The organism is Alkalibacterium sp. (assembly GCF_046484155.1).
Lineage (GTDB): Bacteria > Bacillota > Bacilli > Lactobacillales > Carnobacteriaceae_A > Alkalibacterium.
In genome coordinates this window covers 50,976-67,783 of the sequence record NZ_JAWOBT010000036.1, presented here as the reverse complement: position 1 = coordinate 67,783, position 16,808 = coordinate 50,976, and the positions used below count along the sequence as shown (strand labels likewise).

General features: G+C 41.9%; 26 protein-coding genes. All 26 read right to left on the bottom strand.

The window, feature by feature from the left end; all coding sequences use genetic code 11:
- Window positions 1–17: 17 nt before the first annotated feature.
- The 26 genes from R6U02_RS02975 to rplX all read right to left on the bottom strand — a co-directional run bounded on the left by R6U02_RS02975 (window position 18) and on the right by rplX (window position 16,786).
- A complete protein-coding gene (locus R6U02_RS02975; RefSeq protein WP_410262148.1) occupies window positions 18–629 on the bottom strand; it encodes a YdhK family protein in 612 nt (203 codons plus the stop codon).
- 48 nt (window positions 630–677) lie between these two features.
- Entirely contained in the window at window positions 678–2,060 is a 1,383-nt protein-coding gene (locus R6U02_RS02970; RefSeq protein ID WP_410262147.1) for an ATP-binding protein, read from the bottom strand.
- Window positions 2,041–2,745 (bottom strand): response regulator transcription factor, encoded by a 705-nt coding sequence (locus tag R6U02_RS02965; RefSeq protein ID WP_410262146.1) that lies wholly within the window; start codon window positions 2,743–2,745, stop codon window positions 2,041–2,043. Before R6U02_RS02965 ends, R6U02_RS02970 begins: the two co-directional genes overlap by 20 nt.
- A 105-nt stretch (window positions 2,746–2,850) precedes the next feature.
- On the bottom strand, window positions 2,851–3,507 hold the full coding sequence (locus R6U02_RS02960; protein WP_410262145.1) for a hypothetical protein: 657 nt from the start codon (window positions 3,505–3,507) through the stop codon (window positions 2,851–2,853).
- A gap of 77 nt (window positions 3,508–3,584) precedes the next feature.
- The gene (locus tag R6U02_RS02955; RefSeq protein ID WP_410262144.1) at window positions 3,585–4,325 is read right to left on the bottom strand and encodes a nucleoside/nucleotide kinase family protein; all 741 of its coding nucleotides are present in this window, start codon (window positions 4,323–4,325) and stop codon (window positions 3,585–3,587) included.
- A gap of 3 nt (window positions 4,326–4,328) precedes the next feature.
- Entirely contained in the window at window positions 4,329–5,114 is a 786-nt protein-coding gene (gene truA / locus R6U02_RS02950) for a tRNA pseudouridine(38-40) synthase TruA (protein WP_410262143.1), read from the bottom strand.
- A 147-nt stretch (window positions 5,115–5,261) separates the two neighbouring features.
- Window positions 5,262–6,059, bottom strand: a complete 798-nt coding sequence (locus R6U02_RS02945) for an energy-coupling factor transporter transmembrane component T family protein (protein WP_410262142.1) — start codon at window positions 6,057–6,059, stop codon at window positions 5,262–5,264.
- Window positions 6,056–6,931 carry an energy-coupling factor ABC transporter ATP-binding protein gene (locus R6U02_RS02940; RefSeq protein WP_410262141.1) on the bottom strand — a complete coding sequence of 292 codons (876 nt, stop codon included), beginning with the start codon at window positions 6,929–6,931 and terminating at the stop codon, window positions 6,056–6,058. Before R6U02_RS02940 ends, R6U02_RS02945 begins: the two co-directional genes overlap by 4 nt.
- Window positions 6,907–7,746, bottom strand: coding sequence for an energy-coupling factor ABC transporter ATP-binding protein (locus R6U02_RS02935; protein ID WP_410262140.1), 840 nt, complete (start codon window positions 7,744–7,746; stop codon window positions 6,907–6,909). The genes R6U02_RS02940 and R6U02_RS02935 overlap by 25 nt, the downstream gene beginning before the upstream one ends.
- A gap of 373 nt (window positions 7,747–8,119) precedes the next feature.
- Complete coding sequence (gene rplQ, locus R6U02_RS02930; RefSeq protein ID WP_410262139.1) at window positions 8,120–8,536, bottom strand: 50S ribosomal protein L17; 417 nt, start codon at window positions 8,534–8,536, stop codon at window positions 8,120–8,122.
- Window positions 8,537–8,561: 25 nt separating this feature from the next.
- Window positions 8,562–9,506 (bottom strand): DNA-directed RNA polymerase subunit alpha, encoded by a 945-nt coding sequence (locus tag R6U02_RS02925; RefSeq protein WP_410262138.1) that lies wholly within the window; start codon window positions 9,504–9,506, stop codon window positions 8,562–8,564.
- Window positions 9,507–9,575: 69 nt separating this feature from the next.
- Window positions 9,576–9,974 (bottom strand): 30S ribosomal protein S11, encoded by a 399-nt coding sequence (gene rpsK, locus R6U02_RS02920; RefSeq protein ID WP_410262137.1) that lies wholly within the window; start codon window positions 9,972–9,974, stop codon window positions 9,576–9,578.
- A gap of 29 nt (window positions 9,975–10,003) precedes the next feature.
- Window positions 10,004–10,369, bottom strand: coding sequence for a 30S ribosomal protein S13 (gene rpsM / locus R6U02_RS02915; protein WP_410262136.1), 366 nt, complete (start codon window positions 10,367–10,369; stop codon window positions 10,004–10,006).
- 24 nt (window positions 10,370–10,393) lie between these two features.
- Window positions 10,394–10,507 (bottom strand): 50S ribosomal protein L36, encoded by a 114-nt coding sequence (rpmJ, locus tag R6U02_RS02910; RefSeq protein WP_034299928.1) that lies wholly within the window; start codon window positions 10,505–10,507, stop codon window positions 10,394–10,396.
- A gap of 36 nt (window positions 10,508–10,543) precedes the next feature.
- Window positions 10,544–10,762, bottom strand: a complete 219-nt coding sequence (gene infA / locus R6U02_RS02905; protein ID WP_071849297.1) for a translation initiation factor IF-1 — start codon at window positions 10,760–10,762, stop codon at window positions 10,544–10,546.
- Between the two features lie 174 nt (window positions 10,763–10,936).
- Entirely contained in the window at window positions 10,937–11,581 is a 645-nt protein-coding gene (locus R6U02_RS02900; RefSeq protein WP_410262135.1) for an adenylate kinase, read from the bottom strand.
- 119 nt (window positions 11,582–11,700) lie between these two features.
- Window positions 11,701–12,999: a preprotein translocase subunit SecY gene (gene secY, locus R6U02_RS02895; RefSeq protein WP_410262134.1), complete on the bottom strand. Its 1,299-nt coding sequence runs from the start codon at window positions 12,997–12,999 to the stop codon at window positions 11,701–11,703.
- Window positions 13,000–13,001: 2 nt separating this feature from the next.
- A complete protein-coding gene (rplO, locus tag R6U02_RS02890) occupies window positions 13,002–13,442 on the bottom strand; it encodes a 50S ribosomal protein L15 (RefSeq protein ID WP_410262133.1) in 441 nt (146 codons plus the stop codon).
- 34 nt (window positions 13,443–13,476) lie between these two features.
- Window positions 13,477–13,659, bottom strand: a complete 183-nt coding sequence (gene rpmD / locus R6U02_RS02885) for a 50S ribosomal protein L30 (RefSeq protein WP_410262132.1) — start codon at window positions 13,657–13,659, stop codon at window positions 13,477–13,479.
- A gap of 14 nt (window positions 13,660–13,673) precedes the next feature.
- Window positions 13,674–14,177, bottom strand: coding sequence for a 30S ribosomal protein S5 (rpsE, locus tag R6U02_RS02880; protein ID WP_410262131.1), 504 nt, complete (start codon window positions 14,175–14,177; stop codon window positions 13,674–13,676).
- Window positions 14,178–14,199: 22 nt separating this feature from the next.
- On the bottom strand, window positions 14,200–14,565 hold the full coding sequence (gene rplR, locus R6U02_RS02875) for a 50S ribosomal protein L18 (protein WP_410262151.1): 366 nt from the start codon (window positions 14,563–14,565) through the stop codon (window positions 14,200–14,202).
- A 102-nt stretch (window positions 14,566–14,667) separates the two neighbouring features.
- Window positions 14,668–15,204, bottom strand: a complete 537-nt coding sequence (gene rplF, locus R6U02_RS02870; RefSeq protein WP_410262130.1) for a 50S ribosomal protein L6 — start codon at window positions 15,202–15,204, stop codon at window positions 14,668–14,670.
- 32 nt (window positions 15,205–15,236) lie between these two features.
- The gene (rpsH, locus tag R6U02_RS02865) at window positions 15,237–15,635 is read right to left on the bottom strand and encodes a 30S ribosomal protein S8 (RefSeq protein WP_410262129.1); all 399 of its coding nucleotides are present in this window, start codon (window positions 15,633–15,635) and stop codon (window positions 15,237–15,239) included.
- 57 nt (window positions 15,636–15,692) lie between these two features.
- On the bottom strand, window positions 15,693–15,878 hold the full coding sequence (locus R6U02_RS02860; protein WP_410262128.1) for a type Z 30S ribosomal protein S14: 186 nt from the start codon (window positions 15,876–15,878) through the stop codon (window positions 15,693–15,695).
- 33 nt (window positions 15,879–15,911) lie between these two features.
- Window positions 15,912–16,451 (bottom strand): 50S ribosomal protein L5, encoded by a 540-nt coding sequence (gene rplE, locus R6U02_RS02855; RefSeq protein ID WP_410262127.1) that lies wholly within the window; start codon window positions 16,449–16,451, stop codon window positions 15,912–15,914.
- 29 nt (window positions 16,452–16,480) lie between these two features.
- Window positions 16,481–16,786, bottom strand: a complete 306-nt coding sequence (rplX, locus tag R6U02_RS02850; protein ID WP_410262126.1) for a 50S ribosomal protein L24 — start codon at window positions 16,784–16,786, stop codon at window positions 16,481–16,483.
- Window positions 16,787–16,808: the final 22 nt, after the last annotated feature.

Here is a 16,808-nt window from a genome sequence, read left to right as displayed (position 1 = left end):
GGCGATAGTTAAACTGTTTACTCTTCTAGCGCTTCCAATTCGTCTTCGGTCACCCACATATGATCAGTTACTTTTTCACCATCTGTAGTCGAGGTATAATCGACGGCATAAATAGTTCCAGTATAAGCTTCCTCGACTATGGCAGTAGCCCCTTGCATTCCTTCAATATGCTCCACATCCAGAATGACTTCATCGCCGGCCTCTGCTATATCTGTTCCCTCTGCTAAGTCTTCCTGTATGACCCAACGGTGATCGATCACTCTTTCGCCGCCTGTAGTCGGTGTATAACTCACTTCATAGACGGTTGTGTCGAAAGCGCCCGCTATAGTCGCTTCTGCCCCTTCCATTCCCGGCATATGTTTTGCCGTAATGATGGCATTGCTGCCTTCAGGGAATGCAGGATCTTCCGCCTTTTTCAAATCAGTTGGCAGTTCTCCATCATGGTCCATTTCTACCATTTCATCAACTTCGTCAATTTCAGTCATTTCATCTTGGACAGTTTCATCTTCGGCAACATTCATCTCTGTATTCGAATCAGTTGAGTCGGTTGTATCAGTTGTATCGTTGGTGTCTGAACACCCCATCATAATAAATGTTGTACTTAATCCTAATAATAATAATCTTTTCATTCTAATTCCCACTACTTCCCTTTTTTAATTTATTTCAAATTTCATCTTTTATTGTCTCAATGGTAGGATAACCGTGAACACGGACCCTTTTCCTTCGTCACTCTCTACTCTGATTTTACCGTGATGAGCATCTATGATACTTTTCACGACTGCCAGTCCGAGTCCCTGGCCCTCGATCTTGGTGTTTCTCGAAGGCTCAACCTGATAAAAGCGATTAAAAATCTGTTCCTGGTTCTCTTTGCTTATGCCTTTACCGGTATCTGAAACAGACAGATGACACGTTCCATCCACTTCTTTCACGTCAACCGTGATTTCCCCTTTTTCAGGCGTGAACTTGATCGCATTCGTAATGAGATTGGTGATGACCTGACTGATCTGACTGATATCCGCTTCGATTTTTAGAGGTCGTCCGTTTACGGTCAGAGCAATATCTTTCTCCAGTGCCCGCTGCTCATAGATCGTCACGATCTGACCGACACGCTTGGTCAGGTCAAAGGTTTCCAGCTGCAACGTGTTTTGCTGATACTGGACATCATCGATATGGTCGATTTTTTCAATCAGCTGAGCCAAACGTTTCACTTCCAGATCGATCAGTGCCAGTCGCTCTGTGGTCATCGGCCAGACACCATCCATCATGGCTTCAATGTTTCCCTGCAAAGTGGTCAAAGGTGTCCGTACTTCATGAGCCAGATCAGAAACGAGCTGGTTCCGCATCGTCTGCTGCATCGCTAACTGATGGGCAAGCGCATTGACATTGGTCTGCAGTTTACTCAGTTCTTCTATCGGTTCGTGGTGCTCGAGTCGCCGGCTGTAATCCCCTTCGGCAATGGCTTCTGTCAGATTGCTCGTTTCCACGATCGGCTTACTCAAACGTTTGGACAGCAAGTAGGCGGCTAAGGCGGCTGCGATAATCGAAATAACGGCGATAACAGCAAGCATCTCAAGTAAATCGCTGATAAACTGCTGTTCGTTATCGGAATAATCCGGTACGCCGGGATACTGCAGTTCTGCAGTTCCGATAGGTTCATCATCCGCATATAAATCAACGGTTTCAGTCAGGATTTCTCCGTCCATTTCCAACATCAAATTGCCATTTCCATTTCCATGCATCATGCGGCCGCCATTTGACATCATCCCTACTTCAGGCACGATTTCTTCTCCAGAAGGGGTAATGACTGTAAACATGATCTGAGACTGCATCCCGGTCCAGTTGATGCCCGCCAGCGCATCCGGATTCCACTCGCCGTACTCGACATAACTTTCTTCCAGCTGATCGACGAGCGTCTCGCGTGACTGCAAGAACCGGTCACTGAGGTAACTGTCAAACTGATTTTCCGTGAGTTGAAACGTTAGAAAACTAAACAAAAAGATGAAGAGTGCACTCCCAGTTAGAAATAGTAAAAATAGTCTTCTAAATAGTGTGGTCTTCATCTTTTTTACCTCCGAATCGATAGCCGACACCGTGGACCGTCAAAATAAATGTCGGTTCTTTCGGATCAGCTTCAATCTTTGCTCTTAGATTTTTGATATGTGAGTCGATCACACGATCCATCGCTGAGGCTTCCAGGCCCTTCACCGATTCCAGTAAGTGTTCGCGTGAAAAAGCCTGCTGGGGGTGTTCCGCCATCAGTTGAAGCAGTTGAAATTCAGTGCGCGTCAAGTTAATGGCTCTGCCACTCACCTCAACTTCCAGACGTTCAGGATAAATGGTCAAACGGTTTTGATTGAAAGACCATTCAGTTTCATTTTCTCTTGAAAAGCCTGACCGCCTGTAAACGGCTTCCATGCGTGCAAGTAGCTCTTTAGGACTGAAGGGCTTTTTGATATAATCATCCGCCCCCATGTTCAGTCCTTTCAGCACATCCTGTTCCGTTGATTTGGCAGTAAGTAGTATGATGGGAACCGCTGATGTCTCTCTGACTTGCTGACAGACTTCCCATCCTGATAAATCGGGCAGCATGATGTCGAGAATGATGAAGTCGATGTCTTCATCCTCAACGATCTGGAGTGCTTCCTGACCTGTTTCAGCAAGACTCACGCGGTAGTTTTTCGTATTCAAATAGGCTTCAATAATATCCAGGATCGACTGTTCATCATCCACAACTAATACATGCATAGGCTCGCCTCAAATCGTTATAAATTTCCTTTAAAGTCATACTACCACTGATGAGCCGGTTCGCCAAAAGTGACCTTCCTAGAAAGGTCACTTTGTTTATTTCGTTTATTCTTCTGAATCCTCGAATGGACGATTATTTTGTTGGCGTTCGTTTCTGAAAGATTCACGTTCTTCTCTAAATGAGTCGTGTTCTTCAAACCATGCTTCAAGTTCTTCTTCACTCATATCTGGATCAAAGTTTTTGAACTGCTCTTTTCTGAATGCTTCACGTTCTTCCAGCGACTCTTCGTCCCACTCTGGATGCATCGCTCCAAAACGCTCGCTTCTCAATGCGTCGTGTTCTTCAAACCAGGCTGCAAATTCTTCTTCACTCATATCTGGATCGAAATTTTCGAATTGCTCTTCTCTGAATGCTTCGCGTTCTTCCAGCCATTCGTCATCTTGAAACTGTTGTGCTCCGTGACCATGGCCGTAGCCATTGCCCAGACCGCTTCCACCGTGCATGCCTTGGCCCATATGTCCTTGAGCTGAACGGTTAAACGGTCCAGATCCAGGCTGGAATTCTCCGTCTGCATTTCCGCCCCTATTAAATCCCTTGAACCCTTGGCCCATGCGTTCCTGCATCCAATCAAACACACCTGTCTGTTCTTCGGTAGAATCCACTGTATTTTCTTCAGCAGATGCAAAATCAGTGTTTAAAGCGGCCAAACCACCCAGTCCTAATACACCGACTGTTAATATAGTTGCTTTTTTGTTCATCATGTTTAACTCCTCCTTTACTTCTTAACTATAGTATAAAAGGTAATTATGGAGAAATAATGGATTTAAAATTTTATATTTTAAATTTTTCTTAATTGACCGTCGCTGGTTAATTCCAGGGTCATATCCGCTTTGGCGGAATATGATAAAACCAGTTCAGCATTGACTTTGTCTGTCTGCTCGTAATGGTTCACCGCTTCCGTTTGAGTGGCCCCACCTAATTGCTTTCTGTTGATCAGACGGTCTTCTATATCCGAAAGATTGGTTTGAATGAATATGTTGTAATCACAGTACTCTGTAAGTTCGTTCCAACCCACTTTTTCCAGAAGCAAATAATTCCCTTCGATCAGTACGATATCGGCATCCACCGGGATCGTTTCTTGCGAGACATCATGTGAAGCCCGGTCATAGGTTGGCCAGTTGACCTGTCGATACTGTGTGAGAGCTTTGATTTTCTCTTTTAACGCGCTTAGATCAAATGATTCGGGTATTCCTTTGTATTTTATCAAAGGGTCTTCTCTGCCGTTTCTAACGACTGTGTGCTGATTCAAGTAGTCATTATAGTGATGAAACCCGTCCATCGCAACCGACTGGAACGTATACGGATATCCTTGTTCCTTATATAAGTCTTCCAGGAATAAAGATAAGCTTGTCTTGCCGGCCCCGGGGGGTGCAGCTAGATACACAATAATGCGTTCATCCTTCTCTTTTCTGAGCTTAACAAGTTTTTCAAGTAACGGTTTGAAGATCTCATTCACTTCTTTTTCCGTATACGACACATCGATCAGATGGCCGGTCACTTTATACTGCTTATGAATCATCCACTATTCCTCCTTTTTGTACCCGGGAATGTCTTTGGTTTCATAGTATACGGCTTCCATACATAAGCCGACAGACGACAAGGTCATTCCAGCGGCTTCGCGGTCTTTCGCGGCAATGATCTCCTGGATTTCTTCCGGCTCGCGTCTGCCGTCAGCGACTTCCAGAAGCGTCCCCATCAGGATCCGAATCATATTATATAAAAAGCCGTTGCCGACAAATGTAAAGATCCACTCATTCGTATCTTCATTCACTTCCACCGATGCCTGATAGAGGGTACGCACTTTGTCTTCCTTGTCAGAATGCGTGGAGGCAAAACTCGTGAAGTCATGTGTGCCCGCAAGCTGCGTCAGCGCTTTCTCTACTTTTTCTTTATTCATCGGATACCGGTGATAGTAGCTGTAATATCTCAAAAAGGGATCACGAAACTGGTTATTGTCGACACGGTAGCTATATTTTTTTCCTTTAGCCAGGTAACGTGCGTGAAACGTGTCTTCTACGCGTTCTACCTCTAAAACAGTTATTTCAGAAGTTGTCACTGAATTCATCCCGACCATCAAGCCATCCACCTCGATCGCAAACGGAAAATCAAAATGAATGATCTGTCCTCTGGCATGGACTCCGGCATCCGTTCTACCTGCTCCGTGCACGCGGACTTCTTGCCCTTTAGCTAGCTTGGTCACAGCTTTTTCCAGTTCTCCTTGAACGGTCCGCCTATCAGGCTGCACTTGGAAACCAAAAAACTGTGTACCATCGTATACGATTTTTGCTTTATATCTCAAACCCGTCATTTTTATCTTCCTTTTCATTCTGTGTATGTCTCTATTGATACCATTTTAATTTTTTTGAGAGATGTGAATGCTCGTCCTTAGACGAGTATCTCCCTTTTAAATATAAAGGAAAAAGGATAAAGATTCTCATCTTTATCCTTTCACTTATTATGTTCTTAATAAAAACAATACCCCGGAGAGCACCACGAAGGCAACCATCACCGATGTGTCTCTGATTTCCCAGGACAGCTGTCGGTATTTCGTCCGGCCTTCGCCGCCTTTGTATCCGCGGGCTTCCATCGCTGTAGCCAATTCTTCCGCCCGGTTAAAGGAGCTGACGAACAGAGGAATCAGTAACGGGACAATAGATTTCATTTGTTCATAGATATTGCCTTCACCAAAATCGATCCCGCGTGCACGCTGGGCATTCATGATTTTCTCTGTTTCATCCATTAATGTCGGCACAAAACGCAAGGCAATGGATAACATCAGTGCGATTTCGTGAACCGGTACTTTAACGGCGGAAAGAGGTCGGAGCAGAAATTCTATCGCATCCGTTAAAGATAATGGCATCGTCGTTAAGGTCAAGATGGTCGACATAAAAATAATCAAGACAAAACGGAAGAAAATATACACGCCGTTTAACACGCCTTCTTGAGAAATGATGATCGGGCCGAACTTGAACCAGATGGTCTGTCCACTCGTAAATAAGATTTGCAGTATGACCGTGAACATAATCAGCCAGATAAGCGGCTTCACGCCATTGATAAAGAATTTTGGATCGATTCCGGAAAGCTTGACCGCCGTCAAAACGAAGGCGATCAGTGCCAAGTAAGAGATCCAGTTGTTTGCCAGGAAAATTATAATAATAAATGAGATTGCACCTATCAATTTTGTTCTAGGATCCAAACGATGGATCAGCGAATCACCCGGGATATAGCGCCCAAAAATCAGTTTATCCATCATGATGATTCACCGCCCTTACTGGCGAGCTTCTCTTTTATTTGTCTAGCTAAGTCATCAGTCGTTAGCGGTAGCGGATCAAATGTCCACTCAAATTTCTCTTCCAGTTCATGCGCAAATCTTATCGTTGAAGGTACGCCGAGCTGCATACTAGCCAGCCAGCCCGCTTCCTGGAAAATGTCTCTTGGGTGTCCTTCTTTCATGACGGTCCCCTCTCCAAGAACGATCATGTGGTCCGCATACATCGCCACGTCATCCATCTGGTGCGTGACTAAAACGATGGTCAAGCCTTTGTTTTTATATAAACTGTAGAACATATCCATTATTTCTTTACGACCCTGAGGATCCAGACCGGCAGTGGGCTCGTCCAGGACCAATACTTCCGGCTCCATAGCTAACACACCGGCAATAGCTACCCGTCTCATCTGTCCACCAGACAAATCAAAAGGAGAACGTTCCATGAACGTTTCGTCTAAACCGACTATAGGTAAGAGTTCTCTAGCTTTTTCGAGTCCTTCTTTTTCAGTCATACCGAAGTTCTTAGGACCAAAAGCAATATCTTTGCCGACTGTTTCTTCAAATAACTGGGCTTCCGGAAATTGGAAGACGATCCCCACTTTTTTACGCAGAGATTTAAGGCCCTTATTTTCTGATAAACGTGTAATCAAACGGTCACCGATCGTGACGACACCTTCAGTAGGTTTTTTCAAGGCATTTAAATGCTGCAGCACCGTCGATTTCCCGCTGCCCGTGTGACCGACTATGGCAGTGAACGAGCCGTTTTTGATGGAAAGATTGATGTCATAGATGGCTTTGCTTTCAAAGGGCGTTCCTTTCTGATAGGTATACCCTACATCTTGGAAACCAATGTCCATAACCAGTCCACCATCCCTTCATCTGTTAAATAATCCTGCGGGACATCCAGACCCTGTTTTTTTAATGATGCTTTCAAACGTTCCGGAAACGGTAGATCCAGACCCATTTCCACTAGCTTTTCTCCTAAAGAAAAGATAGCTTCGGGCGAGCCTTCCTCGACCATTTTCCCGTCTCTCATCACAAGGATGCGGTTAGCTGCCGCAGCTTCATCGATATCATGGGTAATCGATAAAACTGACAAGTTTTCCCGTTCTTTGACTTCCTTGACTGTACGCAAAACTTCTTCTCTGCCTTGCGGATCGAGCATACTTGTAGCTTCGTCCAGAATCATAATAGCTGGACGCAGAGCAACGATCCCCGCTATGGCGACACGCTGTTTCTGACCACCAGAAAGTCTAGCCGGTTCTCTTTCGGCAAATTCGAGCATGTTTACTTTCTCCAGTGCATTTCTCACGCGTTCGATCATGTCATCGCGAGGGACCCCTAAGTTTTCCAGACCAAAAGCGACATCGTCCTGAACCGTCGATCCAACGAACTGGTTATCCGGGTTTTGAAACACCATACCGACCATTGCGCGAATAGACCAGACATTCTGCTCGTTGAGCATCATCCCGCCGACTTTGACTTCGCCACTGTCGGGTTCAATTAATCCGTTAATGGTTTTTGCCAACGTTGATTTACCGGAACCGTTTGGACCGATAATGGCCACCCATTCACCTTTATTGATCGAAAAAGAAACATCCTGTAAAGCAGGACGCAGATCTTCATCAGCATATTTATATGTTATATTTTTCAAACGTATAATTTCAGTCATGATTTACCTCAACTTCTATATTCAGTCACGAGCCTTAAATTCAACGTAATCATCAAAGTGTCTTGACAGTTACTCAACACTACAAGATTACCAAAAACACCTTGGTATAACAATAGAGAAACTGGTTGAATCTTTTTTCAATAATGAAAATCGTCAAATCAAATCGAGTATGAAATGTTAGGAACAAAAATCGTACAGTTGCTTATGTATGGTTTAATAATGCTAATAAAAAAACACTTTACGATATATGGGTCTCTCCTGAGGATACCCCCAGGAGAAACTGAGCTAGACACTTGGAAAACAGTTCCTTCCATCATCATAACGCTCATCATACATCCAAAAGTGATTTTGGTTATAGTTTATTGCTTTTTAATTATTTAGCGTCTCCATCGGTTGAAACTGCTGCTTTTTCTACTAATTCTAAAACAGCCATTGGAGCACCGTCACCACGACGAGGTCCCATTTTCAAGACACGAGTATATCCTCCATTGCGTTCTGCAAAACGAGGGCCTAAATCACTGAATAATTTTTGTAATACTGATTGTACTACGATTTCGTCTTCAGTTTCTGATACAGTTGCTAATTCGTTACGAACAAAAGCAGCAGCTTGACGACGTGCGTGCAAGTCCCCACGTTTACCTAATGTGATCATTTTATCTGCCATTTTAGATACTTCTTTGGCGCGAGTCACAGTAGTAACAATACGTTCGTTGATAAACAAGTCAGATGTTAAATCACGAAGCATTGCTTTACGTTGAGAGCTAGTACGTCCTAATTTACGATAACCCATTGGTTGAAATCCTCCTTAACAAAAATTATTCTTCTTCGCGTAAGCTTAAATCAAGCTCGCCAAGTTTTAATTTTACTTCTTCCAGCGATTTACGTCCTAAGTTACGGACTTTCATCATTTCTGGTTCTGTTTTATTTGTTAATTCCTGAACAGTGTTGATGCCAGCTCGTTTCAAGCAGTTATAAGAACGCACAGATAGATCCAATTCTTCGATGGTCATCTCCAACATTTTTTCCATTTGTGTTTCTTCTTTTTCAACCATGATCTCTGCTTCACGAGCTTCTTCTGTTAAGTTAACAAATATATTCAAATGTTCAGTCATGATTTTAGCGGCAAGACTGACACCGTCTTCTGGAGAAATCGATCCGTCTGTCCAGACGTCAAGCGTTAACTTGTCATATTGTTCTTTTTCTCCAACACGTGTATTTTCGACATGGTAATTTACGCGACTGACCGGGGTATATATCGAATCAACCGGTAATACACCAATCGGCATATCATCATGTTTGTTGTGTTCAGCACGTACATATCCTCTGCCTTTGTGCGCTTCCATGCGAGCATGTAAGTGTCCACCTTCAGAGACTGTACAAATATAGAGATCCGGGTTCATTATTTCAACATCACTGTCAAAGATAATGTCTGCAGCTGTTACAGTTGCGGGCCCTTCAATATCTATTTCAATGGTTTTTGTTTCTTCAGAATACAACTTAAGTGCAAGTTTCTTCAAGTTTAAAATGATGGCAGTGACGTCTTCAACAACACCCTCGATTGCAGTAAATTCATGCAAAACACCATCGATTTGTAAAGTTGTGACGGCAGCACCTGGCAAAGATGACAATAAGATTCGACGTAAGGAATTCCCTAAGGTTGTCCCATATCCTCGCTCTAGAGGTTCTACGACAAACTTACCGAATTTCCCATCTTCACTGATCTCAACTGTTTCTATTACCGGCTTTTCAATTTCGATCATATAATCCGTTTACCCCTTTCAAAACGTTAATTAACGCTATCCCAAAAACGACACCACTAGTATATTTTATTATACGCGACGACGTTTTGGAGGACGGCAACCGTTATGCGGTACCGGTGTTACGTCACGAATTGCAGTAACTTCTAATCCTGTTGCCTGCAATGAACGGATCGCAGCTTCACGACCAGATCCAGGTCCTTTTACAGAAACCTCGACTGATTTCATACCATTTTCCATGCCGCCTTTTGCAGCAGCTTCAGCAGCCATTTGAGCAGCAAAGGGAGTAGATTTACGAGAACCTCTAAATCCTAATGCGCCTGCAGAAGACCAAGAAATTGCATTACCATGTACATCAGTTATCATTACGATCGTATTATTGAATGTTGAACGGATATGTGCTACTCCGTGTTCAATATTCTTTTTCACTCTGCGTTTGCGGTTACGAGCGGGTCTTTTTACTTTAGCCATTCGAAGATTGACCTCCTAACTTTTGGTGATTATTTTTTCTTACCGGCAATAGCGACTGCTCTGCCTTTACGCGTACGCGCATTGTTTTTCGTATTTTGTCCACGTACTGGTAAACCACGACGGTGACGAATGCCACGGTATGATCCAATTTCGATTAAACGTTTAATGTTCTGGCTTACTTCACGACGAAGATCGCCTTCGATTTTAAGTTTATCTACTTCAGCACGGACTGCATCTAATTGATCGTTTGTTAACTCACGGACACGAGTTTCTTCTGGAACTCCTGCAGCTACTAAAATTTCTTTCGCTGTAGTTTTACCGATTCCATAAATATAAGTTAATGAAATGACGATATGTTTGTCGCGTGGAATATCTACACCTGCTATACGAGCCATGTCTATGCACCTCCTGTTTAGAAATTATCCTTGACGTTGTTTGTGTTTAGGATTTTCGCATATAACCATTACTCGGCCATTACGACGGATCACTTTACACTTATCACACATTTTTTTTACTGATGGTCTTACCTTCATGAACTGTCCCTCCTTGATTTCTTCGGAGTCCTAAGCTTATTTAAATCGATACGTAATGCGTCCACGTGTTAAATCATACGGAGACATTTCAACTGTTACTTTATCCCCAGGCAGTATCCGAATGTAGTTCATACGAATTTTGCCAGAAACGTGTGCTAGAATTTCATGACCATTTTCAAGTTCTACTTTGAACATTGCATTAGGTAATGTTTCCAGGACCTTTCCTTCAATCTCTATAACATCGTCTTTTACCACGCCTGGTTTCCTCCTTTGATATCTCACTTTTGTACGCATGAATAGAGTGAAACTGTTACGTCTCACTAAATTTTACGCTCTAATAGTAGTCTACAACTTTACATTTTGACGCTCGTACTATTATAACATGCATACATGATCATTGCAAGGATTCATCATAAAACATCGAACTTCTTAGTTTAATTGGTCCACAATGTCTTGGAAAACTTTTTTCGGACTTTGTTCGCCGTCGATTTCTCTAACGAGGTTAGAGTCGCTATAGTGTTTAGCAAGTTTTTCCGTTTGTTCTTCATTCACGTTGATACGTTTTTCGACCGTTTCCGGTTTATCGTCTTCTCTTTGATAAAAATCATGTGAACCACATTTATCACAGGTACCTTCCACTTTAGGTGGATTTGCTACTTTATGATAAGTCGCTCCACAATTCGAACACATGAATCTGCCAGTTAAACGCTCCATCAAAATTTCTTTCGGCACTTTGATGTATATCACATGATCCAATCTTCTGTTTGAAGAAGACAGGGCCTGCTGCAACGCTTGAGCTTGATTCAATGTGCGAGGATATCCATCGAGTAAAAACCCTCTTTTTGCATCATCTAATTGTAGACGCTCTTTAACTATTCCATTTGTTACATCATCAGGAACAAGTTCGCCTTCGTCCATATATTGTTTTGCTTTTAAGCCGAGAGCTGTTTTATTCTTCATAGCAGCACGGAACATATCTCCGGTTGAAATATGCGGAATATTATATTTATCCGATATCAGCGATGCTTGCGTACCTTTGCCAGCTCCAGGAAGTCCTAATAGGATTAAATTCATCACGCTTCCTCCTTTTTAGTTCAGATATTTCATCAGCATAATTGGAAAAAGATCGATTCACCCACCAATGCCTCAATGACATCTGGGTAAACCGTCTTAATTCAATTGTCGGTAACAGTTTAAGTTTGCTGAATGAAACCCTGGTAATTCTTCTTACTTAATAATCCTTCCAATTGTCGCATAGAATCAAGTGCCACACCGACTACGATGAGTAAACTTGTTCCTCCTAATGCAAGCGAACCAGGCAGATTGAATAAAGCAGAAGCAATAATTGGAAGCAATGAAATAGTCCCTAAATAAATGGCTCCCGCTGTACTTAAGCGAATAAGCATATAACCGATATACTCTTCGGTTGCTCGTCCCGGACGAATACTAGGAATATAGCCGTTTTGTTTTTGTAAATTCTCAGCAGCTTTTTCAGGATTGACCTGAATAAATGCATAGAAATACGTAAACAAGACAATAAGTACCGTGTAAAGAACAGCACCCATCGGTTCTTGAAGGTTGAATACACTATTCAACACTTGGAACCATCCCGCATCCTGATTACCTTGAGCAAAATAGCCAAGAATAATCTGAGGTGTCATGAGAAACGAACTAGCGAAAATAACTGGAATAACACCAGCTGAGTTTACTTTCAACGGCAATACAGCACTGTCTTTCGAAGTGCTTGCACGTTTAGAGTAACGAATCGGGATATTACGTTTAGCATTTTCTACATATGTGATCAATAACACCAGCAAGATAAATGCGATAACGATAGTGATCGCCAGTACCCAGGCACCGACAATTTCATCGCCTGCATTTCTGATCTGTGTGTTATAGAATTGACCAATGTCCTGCGGAAAACGTGCAATAATACCAGAAAAGATAATGAACGATACACCGTTCCCGAAACCATGAACAGTGATCATCTCACCTAGCCACATGACTAGCATCGTTCCTGCAGTTAATATAATCGCAATAGTAACATAGGTCGTCGGTCCGGGATTACGTACTAATCCTAAATCCGTTAATGCATTGAATCCATAAGAAATACCGATAGCTTGGAAAAATGCTAAGAAAATCGTTAAATAGCGTGTTGCCTGGTTTAACTTTCTACGTCCAACTTCACCTTGATCAGCCCATTCCTTGAATTTGGGAATGACATCCATCTGTAAAAGTTGAATGACGATAGAAGACGTGATGTAGGGGGAAACACCTAAAGCAAATATTGAATAACTGCTAAGGGCTCCGCCACCAAAAGTGTCTAATAAGTTAAATAAACCGGTGCTTGATAAATCACCTAAGGAATCAGCATTTACGCCAGGTACAGTAAGGTTCGTACCTAAACGAAAAACAATCAAAATCCCAAGGGTAAACATCACACGACTACGAACATCTTTTTCTTTGATAACACCTTTAATCAGCTCGATCATCTTTAGATCACCTCTACTGATCCACCGGCTGTTTCGATCGCTTCTTTAGCTGCAGCAGAAAACTTGTGTGCTTTCACAGTAAGTTTGTGATCGACGTTTCCTTTCGCCAAAACTTTCACACCGGATTTTTTGTTTTTGATTACTCCTGATTTGACTAGCAATTCTGGAGTAACTTCTGTATTTTCTTCAAATCGGTTTAATGTGTCTAAATTGACAATTGCGAATTCTTTACGGTTATAGTTTGTAAATCCACGTTTTGGTAAAGTTTGGAATAATGGAGTTTGTCCACCTTCAAATCCTAAACGTGTTCCACCACCCGAACGTGAGTTTTGACCGTTTTCTCCACGACCAGATGTATTTCCGTTGCCAGAAGATGATCCACGACCAACACGTTTACGTATTTTACGAGATCCTTCGGCAGGTTTTAATTCATGAAGTTTCATAAATCTTGGCACCTCCTTTAAATAGACTCTGTGCTCATTTGACTTCTTTAACGTCTACTAAATGAGCGATATGTTTAATTGCGCCTCGCACTGCATCGTTATCAGGTCGTACAACTGAAGAGTTGATTTTTTTCAGACCTAAAGATTTTACTACTTGGTGTTGTCTTTGAGGACGACCAATTAAACTACGTTTTAATGTGATTTCTAAGTTTGCCATTGTGTCATCTCTCCTTATCCAAGTAATTCTTCGACAGATTTCCCACGAAGTTTTGCTACGTCTTCCGCACGTTTCAATTGTTTAATTCCATCGATCGTTGCACGAATCATGTTGATTGGTGAACTAGATCCAACAGACTTAGAAGAAACGTCTTGTACGCCAGCTAATTCTAATATAGCACGTACTGGACCACCAGCAGAAACTCCAGAACCTGCAGCAGCTGGTTTCAAGATGATATTACCGCCACCATGACGTCCGATGACTTTATGAGGCAATGTTGTCCCTACCATAGGTACTTCTACTATGTTAGTTTTAGCAGCTTCAATCGCCTTACGGATTGCTTCTGGTACTTCTTGAGCTTTACCGGTACCAAAACCAACATGTCCATTTTTATCTCCGACTACTACTAAAGCAGCGAAACGTAAACGACGTCCACCTTTAACTACTTTAGTTACGCGGTTGATTGCAACTACGCGATCTTCAAGATCTAATTTAGATGCATCTATATGAGTTGTCATATACTGTTATTCCTCCTTTTCTTTAGAATGATAGTCCGTTTTCACGAGCTGCGTCTGCTAAAGCTTTCACACGTCCGTGATATTGATATCCTCCACGGTCGAAAACAACGACAGAAATATCTTTGTCTTTAGCTTGTTTAGCAAGTAAAGCTCCTACTGCAGTAGCTTCTTCAACTTTCGAATCTCCTGAAACGTCAGTATCTAAGGAAGATGCGCTTGCGAGCGTTACACCCTCTACATCATCAATTAATTGAGCGTAGATGTTTGTGTTCGAACGGAACACACTTAAACGTGGGCGCACAGCAGTACCAGAAAGGTTTCTGCGAATGCGTTTATGTCTTTTTAGACGTAATTTATTTTTATCTGGTTTTGTAATCACAATTGTCACCTCTTTATTCAAAATTCTCATTGATATGAGATCGTCAGGTTCCTCGGTAAAAAGAGAAGTAGAACGTTATAACAAATTGTTATAGTGTCCTCTTTCAACTTATTATTTACCCGTTTTACCTTCTTTGCGACGTACGTTTTCGCCACGATAGCGAATACCTTTCCCTTTATAAGGTTCTGGTGGGCGTACGGAACGGATGTTGGCAGCTAATGCGCCAACTTTTTCTTTGTTTGCGCCTTTAACAGAAACAACAGTGTTAGATGGTACTTCGACTGTCAGTCCTTCTATTTCTTCAAATTCAACTGGGTGTGATAGGCCAACGTTCAGCACTAACTTGTTTCCCTGTTTTTGTGCACGGTAACCAACACCATTGAATTCAAGAATCTTTTCAAAACCAACAGCAACACCTTCGACCATGTTATTCACATTGGCACGAGTTGTTCCGTGGATCGAACGACTCGTTTTTGATTCATCAGGTCGCACAAATATTATTTGGTTATCTTCAACTTTAACATCAATAATAGGGCTTATTTCACGGGTCAATTCTCCGTTTTTCCCTTTAACTGTGATCACGTTTCCGTCGATGTTTACTTCAACACCTTCAGGAATTGTGATTGGTAGTTTTCCAATACGGCTCAAAGTTCGGCACCTCCTTCATCTTTCTTAACTCATTACCAAATATATGCGAGGACTTCTCCGCCGATATTTTTAGCACGAGCAGTTTTGTCTGTTACAATACCTTCTGGTGTAGAAACAAGAGCTATTCCTAGTCCGTTCAACACTTTAGGCATTTCTTCTGCTTTGACATAAACACGTAAGCCTGGTTTAGAGATACGTTTCAAACCAGTAATAACACGTTCGTTGTTTTGACCATATTTCAAGAACACGCGGATGATGCCTTGTTTGTCATCTTCCACGAATTCAACACCCTTGATGAAACCTTCCGATTTCAGGATATCGGCCATACCTTTTTTTACTTTTGAAGCAGGAATTTCCAATTTCGTATGACGAGCGTTATTAGCGTTACGAATACGAGTTAAGAAATCTGCAATTGGATCTGTCATGACCATTCGTTGTAGCCTCCTTTACGGCAAGTTTTCGTTTAACGTTTTCGTTTAACGTTTTGTTTACCAGCTTGCTTTTTTCAAGCCAGGAATTTGACCTTTATAAGCTAGCTCACGCAAGCAAATACGGCATAATTTAAATTTTTTGTATACAGCATGTGGGCGTCCACAACGTTCACAGCGGGTATACTCTTGAGTCGAAAATTTGGCTGGTCTTTTTTGTTTTGCAATCATTGATTTTTTAGCCATTTTTACAATTACCCTCCTAATAGGTTGTTTAGGTTATTTCTGGAACGGCATTCCCAATTGTCCAAGTAATTCACGAGCTTCTTCATCGGAGTTAGCTGTTGTTACAATAACAATGTCCATACCGCGAACTTTGTCCACATCATCATAATTGATTTCAGGGAAAATAAGTTGCTCTTTGATTCCTAACGTGTAGTTTCCACGTCCGTCGAATGAGTTTTTACCTACTCCACGGAAGTCACGTACACGAGGTAATGAAACAGTAACTAATTTATCTAAGAAATCGTACATGCGATCGCCACGTAAAGTTACTTTGGTACCGATTGGCATACCTTCACGTAAACGGAATGCAGCAATAGATTTTTTGGCATGAGTAATAAGTGGTTTTTGTCCAGAAATCAATCTTAATTCTTCTACTGCTTTGTCTAAGTTTTTTGTGTTTGATACAGCTTCACCAACACCCATGTTGATAACGATTTTATCAACTCTTGGTGCTTCCATAATAGAAGTGTAGTCAAATTTTTCAACTAATGATTTGCGTACATCATTGTTATACTTTTCTTTAAGGCGTGTCATAAATGAATGCCCTCCTTTCATACTTTAGATTAAAGTGCTTCGCCAGATTTTTTAGCGTAGCGAACTTTTTTACCATTTTCAACTTTATAACCTACACGAGTAGATTCATTCGTTTTTGGATCAATTAACTGAACATTAGAAACGTGAATTGGTGCTTCTTTCTCAACAATTCCGCCTTCTTGTCCCATACCAGTAGGACGGGTATGTTTTTTCATGATATTAAGTCCTTCAACAAGAACTTTATTCTTTTTAGGCATAGCAGCTAATATAGTGCCTTCTTTGCCTTTATCTTTACCTGTTATTATTTTGACTTTATCTCCTGTTTTTACAAACATTCTCTAGCGCACCTCCTTATGA